The organism is Flavobacterium macrobrachii (assembly GCF_014486675.1).
Classification (GTDB): domain Bacteria; phylum Bacteroidota; class Bacteroidia; order Flavobacteriales; family Flavobacteriaceae; genus Flavobacterium; species Flavobacterium macrobrachii.
Genome location: NZ_JACTAC010000043.1, coordinates 17178 through 29775 on the forward strand (window position 1 = coordinate 17178; position 12598 = coordinate 29775).

General features: G+C 32.5%; 13 protein-coding genes. 10 read left to right on the forward strand and 3 right to left on the reverse strand.

Annotation, left to right across the window (positions count from 1 at the left end; all coding sequences use genetic code 11):
* Positions 1–39: 39 nt before the first annotated feature.
* A complete protein-coding gene (locus IAI56_RS10245) occupies positions 40–903 on the reverse strand; it encodes a hydroxymethylglutaryl-CoA lyase (protein ID WP_187657784.1) in 864 nt (287 codons plus the stop codon).
* 153 nt (positions 904–1056) lie between these two features.
* Here IAI56_RS10245 and IAI56_RS10250 point away from each other — a divergent pair, with 153 nt between their 5' ends.
* The gene (locus tag IAI56_RS10250) at positions 1057–1668 is read left to right on the forward strand and encodes a SatD family protein (protein ID WP_187657785.1); all 612 of its coding nucleotides are present in this window, start codon (positions 1057–1059) and stop codon (positions 1666–1668) included.
* Positions 1665–2375 (forward strand): DUF3307 domain-containing protein, encoded by a 711-nt coding sequence (locus IAI56_RS10255; protein WP_187657786.1) that lies wholly within the window; start codon positions 1665–1667, stop codon positions 2373–2375. The genes IAI56_RS10250 and IAI56_RS10255 overlap by 4 nt, the downstream gene beginning before the upstream one ends.
* On the opposite strand, the gene IAI56_RS10260 is transcribed toward IAI56_RS10255, so the two are convergent.
* Entirely contained in the window at positions 2358–3392 is a 1035-nt protein-coding gene (locus IAI56_RS10260) for a quinone-dependent dihydroorotate dehydrogenase (protein WP_187657787.1), read from the reverse strand. The genes IAI56_RS10255 and IAI56_RS10260 overlap by 18 nt on opposite strands.
* Before the next feature lie 99 nt (positions 3393–3491).
* Here IAI56_RS10260 and nadC point away from each other — a divergent pair, with 99 nt between their 5' ends.
* The 3 genes from nadC (at position 3492) to priA (ending at position 7845) form a co-directional block, all read left to right on the forward strand.
* A complete protein-coding gene (gene nadC, locus IAI56_RS10265) occupies positions 3492–4349 on the forward strand; it encodes a carboxylating nicotinate-nucleotide diphosphorylase (protein WP_187657788.1) in 858 nt (285 codons plus the stop codon).
* 1 nt (position 4350) lies between these two features.
* Positions 4351–5298, forward strand: coding sequence for a YihY/virulence factor BrkB family protein (locus tag IAI56_RS10270; protein WP_187657789.1), 948 nt, complete (start codon positions 4351–4353; stop codon positions 5296–5298).
* A 96-nt stretch (positions 5299–5394) separates the two neighbouring features.
* Positions 5395–7845: a replication restart helicase PriA gene (gene priA, locus IAI56_RS10275; RefSeq protein WP_187657790.1), complete on the forward strand. Its 2451-nt coding sequence runs from the start codon at positions 5395–5397 to the stop codon at positions 7843–7845.
* On the opposite strand, the gene IAI56_RS10280 is transcribed toward priA, so the two are convergent.
* The gene (locus tag IAI56_RS10280) at positions 7842–8537 is read right to left on the reverse strand and encodes a LytR/AlgR family response regulator transcription factor (protein ID WP_187657791.1); all 696 of its coding nucleotides are present in this window, start codon (positions 8535–8537) and stop codon (positions 7842–7844) included. The genes priA and IAI56_RS10280 overlap by 4 nt on opposite strands.
* Before the next feature lie 188 nt (positions 8538–8725).
* On the opposite strand from IAI56_RS10280, the gene rpsF reads away from it, so the two are divergent.
* From rpsF to ligA, 5 genes are all read left to right on the forward strand, one after another.
* Positions 8726–9067 (forward strand): 30S ribosomal protein S6, encoded by a 342-nt coding sequence (gene rpsF, locus IAI56_RS10285; RefSeq protein WP_187657792.1) that lies wholly within the window; start codon positions 8726–8728, stop codon positions 9065–9067.
* Between the two features lie 5 nt (positions 9068–9072).
* Positions 9073–9369: a 30S ribosomal protein S18 gene (gene rpsR, locus IAI56_RS10290; RefSeq protein ID WP_169525016.1), complete on the forward strand. Its 297-nt coding sequence runs from the start codon at positions 9073–9075 to the stop codon at positions 9367–9369.
* 61 nt (positions 9370–9430) lie between these two features.
* Positions 9431–9871 (forward strand): 50S ribosomal protein L9, encoded by a 441-nt coding sequence (rplI, locus tag IAI56_RS10295; protein WP_187657793.1) that lies wholly within the window; start codon positions 9431–9433, stop codon positions 9869–9871.
* A gap of 181 nt (positions 9872–10052) precedes the next feature.
* Positions 10053–10526 (forward strand): DUF6495 family protein, encoded by a 474-nt coding sequence (locus IAI56_RS10300; RefSeq protein ID WP_187657794.1) that lies wholly within the window; start codon positions 10053–10055, stop codon positions 10524–10526.
* Between the two features lie 73 nt (positions 10527–10599).
* Entirely contained in the window at positions 10600–12597 is a 1998-nt protein-coding gene (gene ligA, locus IAI56_RS10305; RefSeq protein WP_187657795.1) for an NAD-dependent DNA ligase LigA, read from the forward strand.
* Position 12598 lies beyond the last annotated feature (1 nt).

Consider the following 12598-nt stretch of genomic DNA (forward strand, 5'->3'; position numbering starts at 1 on the left):
GATTATAAAAGTAGAAAAAACAATTTTAAAAACCAATCTTTAATGGTATTTTCCAAATAATTTTGAGGCTTCATTATAAGCACTTTCAAAACTCATGGCGCTTAAATTAGTATCTGCTTTTTGGGCAGTAAAATAGGAGAGAAGTTTCTCGGTTTGCATGTTTCCAGTCAAATCGTCCTTTGCCATTGGACAACCGCCAAAACCCTGAATTGCACCATCAAATCGTGTACAACCAGCTTTGAAAGCGGCATCTACTTTTTCGTGCCATTTGTCTGGCGTTGTGTGAAGATGTGCGCCAAATTCAATTTCGGGATATTTTGGAATTAAATTGGAGAATAAATAGTCAATAACTTCAGGTGTTGAACTTCCAATAGTATCAGAAAGCGAAAGGATTTTTACGCCCATTTTCGCCAATTTTTCGGTCCATTCGCCAACGATTTCTACATTCCAAACATCGCCATACGGATTACCAAAACCCATCGATAAATAGGCGACAACTTCTTTGTTTGTAGTATTTGCAATATCTAAAATCTCTTCTAAAGTCACTAAACTTTCTGCTATGGTTTTATGCGTATTTCGCATTTGGAAATTCTCCGAAATCGAGAAGGGAAAGCCTAAATATTGAATTTCCTTATGAACAGACGCTAATTTTGCACCTTGTGTATTGGCAATAATTGCCAGAAGTTTACTTTCGGTTTTAGACAAATCCAATTGTGCCAAAACTTCTGCTGTATCTTGCATTTGTGGAATAGCTTTGGGCGAAACAAAACTTCCAAAATCTAACGTATCAAAACCTACTCGAAGCAATGACTGGATGTATTGCACTTTAGTTTCGGTAGGAATAAACGTTTTGATGCCTTGCATGGCATCGCGCGGACATTCTATGATTTTGACTTTCTTCATTGGTTGCCAAATATACTAAAGAATTATCTTTTTACGAAATCGTTTTTTATGATGGCTATTTTATAAATATTACACTTTTTGGTAATAATTCAAAATATTACGCTTTTTGGTAATAATTTGTATTTTTTTAAAATATTTTTCTATATTTGAATTATGATTGTGATACTTACAGCCGATATAATCAACTCAAGAAAGCTTTCTTCCAAAAAATGGATGAATGATTTTAAGCAATTACTCAATAGTTTTGGAAAGTCTCCAAACGATTGGGAAATCTATCGTGGCGATGAATTTCAGTTGGAAATTAAAAATCCAGAAGATGCTTTTTTGATTGCGTTTCAGCTAAAAGCTTTTTTTAAATCGATTAATTTAGATGTTAGAATGAGTTTGGGTTTTGGCGATAAAACCTATAAAACCAAAAAAATAACCGAAAGTAACGGAAGTGCTTTTATTCGTTCAGGAGAATTATTTGAAACTTTAAAAAAGCAAAAAATCAACTTAGCTGTTAATTCTGGAAATCCCGATTTTGATGAAGAATTCAATTTGATATTGCAATTAAGTATGTCGTTTATGGATAGTTGGTTGCAACAATCGGCTGAATTTGTTTTGGTTGCTATTCAAAATCCAACACTTTCTCAGGAAGAAATTGGTTTAAAACTCGGTATAAATCAAGCAGCAGTTAGTCGAAGACAAAAACGTTCACAGTATGAATTGATGTTGCAAGTAGAACGTTATTTTAGAAAAAAAGTTAAATCACTTGGAGTATGATTATTTTCGTAAAACTTCTTTTGGCGCATTTAATTGGCGATTTTTTATTGCAACCAACTTCGTGGGTTGAAGATAAAGATAAGAATAAACAAAAAAGTCTCTATTTGTATTTGCATATTTTTCTTCACGGTGCGATTGCGTGGATTTTGGTTGGAGAAAAAGATTTTTTTTGGTTTGCTATTCTTTTAGCTGTTTCTCACGGATTTATAGATTTTTTGAAGTTGTATTTTCAGACAAAGAAAACAAAACGCATTTGGTTTTCAATTGACCAAATTTTACATTTACTTGTAATAGTTATAGTTACATTGATTTATACGGATACAAAAATAGAGTTGGATCATTTAAGTAGTCAATTCTGGATTGTTCTAACAGGAATTGTTTTGCTGACAAAACCAACATCAATAATTATTAAAAACATCATTTCTATTTGGACACCCGAAAATAAAACCAAAGACAATTCACTTCAAAATGCTGGAAATTACATCGGAATTTTGGAACGTCTTTTTGTGTTTTGCTTTATTCTAATAGGTCATTTTGAAGCCATTGGATTTTTATTGGCAGCAAAATCTATTTTTCGTTTTGGCGATTTGAAAGAAGCCAAAGACCGAAAATTAACCGAATATGTTTTAATTGGAACGTTATTAAGTTTTGGTGTTGCACTTCTAATTGGACTTTTGGTTCAAATAAGTTTAGGATTTCCGTTTTAAAATCGCTTGATTTATCTCTTTTACCAATTTTGGTCCTTCATAAATAAATCCAGTATAAAGTTGTACCAAACTTGCTCCAGCTTCTAGTTTTTCGATGGCATCTTCGGCAGTGTGAATTCCGCCAACACCTATAATTGGGAACGCTTTATTACTTTTTTCCGAAAGAAAACGAATAACTTCAGTGGAACGTTTTGTTAATGGTTTTCCTGATAATCCGCCAATTTCTGCCATAACTTCAGGATTATTTTCGGACTTTAAATTTTCTCTTGAAATGGTGGTATTCGTAGCAATAACTCCGGCAATTTTGGTTTCGTTTACAATAGCAATAATATCCAAAAGCTGTTCATCAGTCAAATCTGGAGCGATTTTTAGTAAGATTGGTTTTTTAGTTTCGCGTTCAGAGTTTCGGGTTTCGAGTTTTGTTAATAAATCAGTTAGAGGTTTTTTATCTTGCAATTCGCGAAGATTTGGAGTGTTTGGCGAACTCACATTCACCACAAAATAATCAACATAATCAAATAAAGCGTCAAAACAAATTAGATAATCATTTACCGCTTCATCGTTTGGCGTAATTTTATTTTTACCAATATTTCCGCCAATTAAAACGTTTTTATTATTTTTTAAACGTTCGACAGCTTCAAAAACACCACCGTTATTAAAACCCATTCGGTTGATAATAGCATTGTTTTTTTTCAATCGGAACAAGCGCTTTTTAGGATTTCCTTCTTGCGGTTTTGGTGTTAAAGTTCCTATTTCAATAAAACCAAAACCAAAATTAGAAAGTTCTTTATACAGCTTGGCATCTTTGTCAAAACCTGCCGCTAATCCCACTGGATTTTTAAATTTTAAACCAAAAACTTCTGTTTCTAAACGTTTATCTTTTACTTCATATAATGAATTACAAATGCTTGAAAAAAAAGGAATTTTAGATAAAAATCGAATTATCGAAAATGTGAAATAATGTACTTTTTCTGGATCAAACCAAAAAAGTATCGGACGAATAAGTAGTTTGTACATGTCTTGTTGTGTTGTGGTGCAAAAATAGAAATTCAATTTCAATTTTCATTTTTTAATCAGTAAATTAAATGTTACTTTAGCCAATCAATTTAAATAGTAATGATTTCAAAAGAACAATTCCAAAGAGAACTTGAATTAATTATAAAAAACGGAATTCGCGAAGACATTGGTCCAGGCGATTACAGTTCACTGGCTTGCATTCCTGCTGATGCCAAAGGAAAAGCAAAACTTCTTGTGAAAGATGAAGGAATTATTGCTGGAGTTGCCTTTGCCAAAATGATTTTTGCCGAAGTCGATGCTAATCTTGTTGTGGAAACCTTTATCAATGATGGTGAAAAAGTAAAATATGGCGATGTAGTTTTTCACGTTTCTGGCAGTTCACAATCGATTTTGAGAGCAGAACGATTAGTCTTGAATTCCATGCAAAGAATGTCAGCAATTGCAACAAAAACCAATCATTTTGTTCAGCTTTTGGAAGGAACAAAAACTAAAATTTTAGATACACGAAAAACAACTCCAGGATTTCGTGCTTGCGAAAAATGGGCTGTAAAAATCGGTGGTGGCGAAAATCATCGTTTTGCATTGTATGATATGATTATGTTGAAAGACAATCACAACGATTTTGCTGGCGGAATTACACATGCCATCAATAAAACCAAAGCTTTTTTAGCTGAAAATAATCTCGATTTGAAAATCATTGTCGAAGCTAGAAATTTGGATGAAATCAAAGAAATCCTTGAAAACGAAGGTGTTTACCGAATTTTGATTGATAATTTCAATTTCGAAGATACGCGAACAGCCGTTGCATTAATTGGTGATAAATGTTTAACCGAAAGTTCCGGAAATATCAACGAAAAAACCATTCGCCAATATGCAGAATGCGGTGTTGATTACATTTCATCTGGTGCGTTGATACATTCGGTTTACAACACGGATTTGAGTTTAAAAGCCATTTAAAATGTCATCGCCAATCGAAAATAAACTGATGAAACTTCCTGTAATTAAGCAGGTTATATTGCTATTGCAAAAAATAAAATTGCCTTGGTTGTATGGACTTTCGCTGTATGATTTGCTCGATATTTATTTCATTGGTATTATAGAAGGAGCAATTTCCTATCGCGCAGCAGCTATTGCGTGGAGTTTTTTTATGGCGTTATTTCCTTTTATGCTGTTCATTTTCAACCTAATTCCATACATTCCAATTGAAGGTTTTCAAGAAGATTTTCTCGGATTTGTGCAACAAAACGTTCCGCCAACGACATTTGACGCTATAAAATCCATTATTGATGATATTTTAAACAATAGTAATACGGGATTAATTTCTACTGGTTTTTTTATGGCTATTATCTTGATGACCAACGGGGTAAATGCAATTCTTGGCGGTTTTGAAAATTCACATCATATTGATTTTTCACTCAAAAGAAAGTTTTTTCGCCAATATTTTGTGTCATTAGCGTTATCGTTATTGTTGTCATTCTTCTTGATAATTACCGTTGCAGCCATTGTAATTCTGGAAGTTATCATTCAAAAAACGATTATTCAAGACGTACTTTCCGATAAAATTTCACTGCTTGAAACCGGTCGATACATTTTCGTAATTCTAATGATTTTGTTCTCAACATCATTACTTTTCAAATTTGGAGTAAAACGCGAAAAAAACCGCGCTTTTATATCTATTGGTTCAGTTTTCACCACAATTTTAATCATTTTGTCGTCCTATTTTTTCGGAATTTGGGTAGTAAAATTCTCAAAATACAACGAACTTTACGGTTCGATTGGAACACTTTTGGTCGTTATGTTTTACGTTTGGATCAACTGCATGATACTGCTTTTGGGCTTCGATTTAAACGCATCCATCAACAAACTAAAAAAAGAAAATCAAAAAGAAGTAGAAACCAATCCATAGTATTTTTTAAATGTAATTCCTGCTTTCCGCTTTTGCACGGCAACCGCTACAATCAGGGTTAAAATTCAAACTGTAGGCATTTTTTAAACCATTTTTATGAATTATTTTATAGAAGTAATAGTTCCGTTATCACTACCTAAAACCTTTACTTACAAGGTTTCAGAAGCTGAATATTATTTTATAAAAAAAGGAATGAGAATTGCCGTTCCATTTGGTAAAAACAAAGTCTATACAGCTTTGGTAATCGATTTACATCAAAATCCGCCAACCTTATACGAAGCCAAAGAAATTCATCAAATCCTTGATGAAAAACCAATTGTAAACGAACTCCAAATCAAGCATTGGTTTTGGATTGCTTCCTATTATATGTGTAACATTGGTGATGTTTATCGTGGTGCATTGCCTTCGGCATTGGTTTTAGAAAGCGAAACCATCATCACGTTACAAACTGCAACTGTTGTCAATCAAACCGAATTGTCCGACGATGAGTTTCTAATTTACGAAGCATTACAAGATCAATCGTCGTTAAAAATTCAAAATATTGTAGCTATCTTGAATAAGAAAACGGTCTTTCCAGTAATTCAAAAGCTATTAACTAAAGGTATAATTTCGTTACAAGAAGAAGTTCAGGAAGAATACAAACCAAAATTTGTAAAATACATTCGTTTGCATCAGGATTATCAGGAAGAAAATAAGTTAGTCGAACTTTTGGATAACTTAAAATCTGATAAAAGAAAAAATCTAGTTTTGCAGTATTTTCAATTGCAAGCACAACAAAAAAATCCTATTTCGATAAAACAATTAACCGAAACAGCCAACGCGTCATCATCGATTGTAAAATCATTGGTCGAAAAAAATATTTTTGAAGAATATCATATTCAGCAAGATAGAGTAAATTTTGATAAAAACAAAACCGAAAATCAACTCGATTTAAGTCAAGCGCAACAAACAGCATTTGACGAAATTGAAAAATCATTTACCAAAAAAGAGGTTTGTTTGCTTCACGGCGTAACGTCTAGTGGAAAAACCGAGATTTATACCAAATTAATCGATACCTATAATAAGGAAGGAAAACAGGTTTTATATCTCCTACCAGAAATTGCTTTAACAACGCAATTGGTTTCAAGATTAACGCAATATTTCGGTAATAAAGTTGGTGTTTTTCATTCGAAGTATAATAATAATGAAAGAGTAGAAGTATGGCAAAATGTGCTTCAAAACTCCGAGAAAGCTCAAATTGTTATTGGTGCAAGATCAGCTTTGTTTTTACCTTTTTCAAATTTGGGATTAATCATTGTTGACGAAGAACACGAAGCAACGTTCAAGCAACACGATCCAGCGCCACGATATCACGCTCGTGATTCGGCAATTGTTTTAGCGAATTCTCATCAAGCAAAAGTTTTACTGGGTTCGGCAACGCCAAGTATTGAAACCTATTATAATGCAACTTCAGGAAAATTTGGTTTAGTTTATTTAAAAGAACGTTTCGGAAAAGTACAAATGCCCGACATTGAATTAGTTGATTTAAAAGACAGCTATTTTAGAAAAAAAATGAAAGGTCATTTCAGTTTGACATTAATTGAACAAATCACCGAAGCATTTTCTAATGGCGAACAAGTAATTTTATTTCAAAATCGTCGTGGATTTTCTCCCGTGATTGAGTGTTTGACTTGTGGTCACGTGCCGCAATGTCCGCAATGTGACGTGAGTTTGACATTTCATAAATTTAAATATCAGTTGCGTTGTCATTATTGTGGACATAGTATTGCAAAACCAACGAATTGTCATGCGTGTTCAAGCGTAGATTTGGAAACCAGAGGTTTTGGAACGGAACAAATTGAATTAGAATTAGCCGAATTGTTTCCAACGAAGAACATAAAGCGAATGGATCAAGATACTACTCGCGGAAAATACAGCTTTGAAAAAATTATCGACGGATTTAAAAATCGTGAAATTGATGTTTTGGTTGGAACCCAAATGCTAGCCAAAGGTTTGGATTTTGATAATGTTTCGTTAGTTGGCGTGATGAATGCCGATAATATGTTGTATCATCCCGATTTTCGTGCTTTTGAAAGAAGTTATCAAATGCTAACGCAAGTATCGGGTAGAGCAGGACGTTCTGAAAAAAGAGGAAAAGTGGTTATTCAAACCTATAATCCGTTGCACAACGTTATTCAGCAAGTTTCTAAAAATGACTATGAAGGAATGTATAAAGAGCAACTTTATGAACGACAGATTTATAAATATCCGCCGTTTTTTAGATTAATTCGTTTAACACTAAAACATCGCGATTTTGAAAAATTAAAAGAAGGTTCAATGTGGTTGTATCAGGTTTTGCAACAAAATCTAGCTGTTCCTGTTCTTGGTCCAGAAGAACCAGCGATTGGTAGAATTAGAAATGAGTACATCAGAACAATAATGGTGAAAATACCAAACGAAACGAATTTGCAAAATACAAAAAAAACTATCCAGAAAGTTCTGAATAGTTTTGATACGGTTGTGCAATACAGAGCAATTAAAGTTTCTGTAAACGTTGATTTTTATTAAGCAAGTGCTAATGCTTTTATTAAATCTTCTTTTTTGTTACGACTTAAAGGTATTTTTGTTACACCAATTTCTGCGAATTTACTGTTAAAACGCTCTACTTTGTCTATATTAATAATGTAAGACTTGTGTACTCTGATGAATTTATCGCTTGGTAAATCTTTTTCGAATGACTTCATTGTTGAAAGAACCAAGTTGCTATCTTCTTCGGTAACTACTTTTACGTAATCACCATAAGCTTCAATCCATTTGATTTTATTAGTGTAAACTTTTAATTTTTTAAGGTTACTTTTTATAAAAATGTGTTCTCCGTCTTCTTCTTGATTTTCTCTTTTAAGCATGTGGAATTCCATTGCTCGTCTAACAGATGAATTGAAACGATCCAAAGCAATAGGTTTTTGTAAGTAATCTGTAGCATCATAATCAAATGCTTTCATAGCATATTCTGCCTTTGATGTAATAAAAATAATTTGTGGTTTTACTTTTAATCCATCTAAAAAATCAAATCCACTAATGACTGGCATCTCAATATCTAAGAAGATCAGGTCAACAGTATGAACCGACATGCAATTTTTTGCTTCAATTGCATTAGAAAAATCACCCACTAAATGTAAATTGGGATGATTATTTACTAACTTTGCAATGATCATTCTTTGAATAGAACTATCATCAACTACGACACAATTTAATTTCATAATTTCTTTTATTATAGATTTGGTGATGTAAAAATATATAGATTTTTTTGAACCACCAAGCATTTCATCGATTATTTTTGCTTTTAAGCGATATTTTTTACTTTTAGACGATTTGTGGAGGTTTTGTGTTGAATATTAAAAAGAAATGTTTATTTTTGCGCCCAATTTAAAATTTTAAACATTTTATTATGAATCATTACGAAACTGTTTTCATCTTAAATCCCGTTTTATCTGAAGTTCAGGTAAAGGAAACAGTAAGCAAATTTGAAGATTTTCTTACTAGCAGAGGAGCAAAGATGTTATCAAAAGAGGATTGGGGCTTGAAAAAATTAGCTTACGAAATCCAAAATAAGAAAAGTGGTTTTTACCATTTATTCGAATTCCAAGTAGCTCCAGAAGTTCTTATTGCATTTGAAACTGAGTTTAGACGTGACGAAAGAGTTATGCGTTTCTTAACTGTAAGTTTAGACAAACACGCTATTTCTTGGGCAGAAAGAAGAAGAACAAAATTAAAAGAATCTAAAGCTTAATTATTATGTCAAATTTGCAACAATCAGCTTCAGGAAAAAAAGACGGAGATATCAGATATCTTACACCTTTAAATATTGACACAAACAAAACTAAAAAGTATTGTCGTTTCAAAAAGTCAGGAATCAAATACATCGATTATAAAGATGCGGATTTCTTATTAAAATTCGTTAACGAGCAAGGAAAAATTCTTCCACGTCGTTTAACAGGAACTTCATTAAAGTACCAAAGAAAAGTATCAGTTGCGGTAAAAAGAGCTCGTCATTTAGCCCTAATGCCATACGTAGCTGATTTATTAAAATAATATAAACAAACAGTTGTTGCCTCGCCAAGGTGGGCTAACTTCTCAAATAAAGGACATCAACATGGAATTGATCTTAAAACAAGACGTTCAAAATTTAGGATTTAAAGACGATTTAGTAACAGTAAAACCTGGATATGGTCGTAACTTTTTAATACCTCAAGGTTTTGCTCAATTAGCAACTCCTTCTGCAAAAAAAGTTTTAGCAGAAAACTTAAAACAAAGAGCTTTCAAAGAAGCTAAAATTGTTGACGATGCTAAAAAATTAGCTGAAGCTTTAAAAGCTTTAGAAATTAAAATCACAGCAAAAGCTGGTGGAGAAAAATTATTTGGTTCAATCACAAACATTGATATTGCTGCGGCTTTAGAAATTGCTGGTCAACCAATCGATAGAAAATTCATCACAAGCGGTGTTGTAAAACGTACAGGTAAATATGCTGCAACTGTAAGATTACATAGAGAAGTAGTTATTGAATTACCATACGAAATTGTAGCTGAGAAATAATATCTCAGCATACAAAATCTTAAAGTCCCGATGTAAGTCGGGATTTTTTTTTGAAGCAATCCCGCTTTTTACTGTATTTTTTTGTTTAGAAAAAAACAAAAAAGGATGACGTTTCAATTGGGGCTAAAAAACAAATTACAGAACAAAACTTTGCAATTTTGACACTTTGCAACTAATGATTATGAAATACAAAAGATTAACCAAAGAACAATTTGAAGCATTGCACCAAGAATTTAGCAATTTCTTAGCAACACAATCAATAGACAAAGCCGAATGGGATTTGATTAAAAAAGAAAAAACCGAAGTTGCTGAACAAGAATTAGATGTTTTCTCTGATTTGATTTGGGAAGGCGTTTTGACCAATGCTCAATATTTGGAACATTTTTCAAAAAACTATGTTTTCCTTTTTCATTGCCAAGAAAAATTAATTCAGTCGATTGTTTTAAAATCGGTACTTCCAGAAACAGATTTTATGCAAAAAGAAGGATTACAATGGTTAAGCGAAAATATGTTTACCGATTTAGTTGAAATTCATATCGGTAAAAAAAAATACGAACAAGAACGAAATATAGCATTATTTGATTTGATTTCTCAAGGTGCAATACTAAGCGACGGACAATTATACCTTCAAATCAACGGAATTATTCAGCGATAAAAGTTTGTTGCTTTTCAAAAATATTGGCTATTTTAGTGCACACAATTTGCAACTAAAATAGCCAATTTATTTTATGGATATTCAAAAAAACATTCAGGATTTAAAAGATGAACTCAATTTACATAATCACAATTATTATGTATTAGATAATCCAACCATTTCCGATTTTGAATTTGACAAAAAACTAAAACAACTTCAAGAATTAGAAAATCAACATCCTGAATTTTTTGATGAAAATTCTCCAACACAACGCGTTGGCGGAACAATCACTAAAAATTTCCAAACCGTTGTTCATGATTATAGAATGTATTCGTTGGACAATTCTTATTCAGTAGACGATTTAACCGATTGGGAAACTCGAATTCAAAAAGTTTTAGGAAATGTTCCGTTGCAATATACATGTGAATTAAAATATGACGGTGCATCAATCAGTATTACATACGAAAACGGAAAATTAAAACGTGCTGTAACTCGTGGAGACGGTTTTCAAGGCGATGATGTAACGAATAATATCAAAACTATAAAATCAATTCCACTTCAACTAAAAGGTAGTTTTCCTAACCGATTTGATATTCGAGGCGAAATTATTTTGCCTCTTGAAGGTTTTGAAAAAATGAACCAAGAGTTGATTGAAATCGGAGAAACGCCTTATTCTAATCCGAGAAATACCGCTTCAGGAAGTTTGAAATTGCAAGATAGTGCAGAAGTAGCCAAACGTCCTTTGGAATGTTTATTATATTTTATTGTTGGAAATAACCTTGGTATTTCATCGCAATATGAAAGTTTGGAAGCCGCAAGAAACTGGGGTTTCAAAGTTCCAAAGGAATCAAAATTAGCGAATAATCTGGAGGAAGTTTTTGAATACATAAATTATTGGGACAAACATCGTCACGATTTACCTTATGAAACGGATGGAGTTGTTATTAAAGTAAATAGTTTTCAGCATCAAGACGAATTAGGTTATACGGCAAAATCGCCACGTTGGGCAATGGCTTATAAATTTAAAGCCGAACAAGTTTCTACTAAATTGAATTCAATTTCCTATCAAGTTGGACGAACAGGTTCGATAACTCCAGTTGCTAATCTTGAACCAGTACAATTGGCTGGAACTATTGTAAAACGCGCCTCTTTGCATAATGCAGATCAAATTGAAAAATTAGACATTAGAATTGGCGATGAAGTTTTTGTAGAAAAAGGAGGCGAAATTATTCCAAAGATTATAGCGGTAGATTTAGATAAAAGAAATCCAAACGCTGAAGTCACAAAATACATTACTAATTGTCCAGAATGTAATTCAGAATTGGAACGAAAAGATGGCGAAGCCAATCATTATTGTCCAAATTTTTATGGTTGTCCACCACAAATTATAGGTAGAATTCAGCATTATATCACGCGAAAAGCTATGGATATCGAAGGACTTGGTGGAGAAACGGTTGCTTTGTTATTCCATAATAATTTGGTAAAAGATTATTCTGATTTGTATGAATTGAAAGTTGATGATGTAATTCCATTGGAACGAATGGCGCAAAAATCAGCTGAAAATTTGGTAAATGGAATTGAAAAATCCAAAGAAATTCCTTTTGAAAGAGTTTTATATGCATTAGGAATTCGATATGTTGGCGAAACTGTTGCTAAAAAATTGGCAAAACATTATAAGAATATTGATGCTATTCGAAATGCTTCTTTGATGGATTTAATTTTGGTAGATGAAATAGGTGAGAAGATTGCGCAAAGTGTAATTGAGTTTTTCGACAATCCAGAAAACATTAGAATAATTGAGCGGTTAAAACAATTTGGAGTTCAATTTGAAATAATTGAAAAGCACAACCCAAATGCTACGGAGAAATTGGTTGGAAAAACATTTGTGGTTTCGGGAGTTTTTGAAAAATTTTCTCGCGATGATTTGAAAAAAGCCATAGAAGAAAACGGTGGAAAAGTAGGAAGTTCTATTTCGGCGAAGACCGATTTTGTAATTGCTGGTGAAAATATGGGACCAGCCAAATTAGAAAAAGCAAGTCAATTAAAGATTTCTATTATTTCGGAAGATGATTTTATAAGTTTGATTAGTTAAT

Bases quoted from the DNA above. Each gene is read 5' to 3' on its own strand.
- IAI56_RS10245 (WP_187657784.1), bottom strand. From the start codon at position 903: ATGAAGAAAGTCAAAATCATAGAATGTCCGCGCGATGCCATGCAAGGC.
- IAI56_RS10250 (WP_187657785.1), top strand. From the start codon at position 1,057: ATGATTGTGATACTTACAGCCGATATAATCAACTCAAGAAAGCTTTCT.
- IAI56_RS10255 (WP_187657786.1), top strand. From the start codon at position 1,665: ATGATTATTTTCGTAAAACTTCTTTTGGCGCATTTAATTGGCGATTTT.
- IAI56_RS10260 (WP_187657787.1), bottom strand. From the start codon at position 3,392: ATGTACAAACTACTTATTCGTCCGATACTTTTTTGGTTTGATCCAGAA.
- nadC (WP_187657788.1), top strand. From the start codon at position 3,492: ATGATTTCAAAAGAACAATTCCAAAGAGAACTTGAATTAATTATAAAA.
- IAI56_RS10270 (WP_187657789.1), top strand. From the start codon at position 4,351: ATGTCATCGCCAATCGAAAATAAACTGATGAAACTTCCTGTAATTAAG.
- priA (WP_187657790.1), top strand. From the start codon at position 5,395: ATGAATTATTTTATAGAAGTAATAGTTCCGTTATCACTACCTAAAACC.
- IAI56_RS10280 (WP_187657791.1), bottom strand. From the start codon at position 8,537: ATGAAATTAAATTGTGTCGTAGTTGATGATAGTTCTATTCAAAGAATG.
- rpsF (WP_187657792.1), top strand. From the start codon at position 8,726: ATGAATCATTACGAAACTGTTTTCATCTTAAATCCCGTTTTATCTGAA.
- rpsR (WP_169525016.1), top strand. From the start codon at position 9,073: ATGTCAAATTTGCAACAATCAGCTTCAGGAAAAAAAGACGGAGATATC.
- rplI (WP_187657793.1), top strand. From the start codon at position 9,431: ATGGAATTGATCTTAAAACAAGACGTTCAAAATTTAGGATTTAAAGAC.
- IAI56_RS10300 (WP_187657794.1), top strand. From the start codon at position 10,053: ATGAAATACAAAAGATTAACCAAAGAACAATTTGAAGCATTGCACCAA.
- ligA (WP_187657795.1), top strand. From the start codon at position 10,600: ATGGATATTCAAAAAAACATTCAGGATTTAAAAGATGAACTCAATTTA.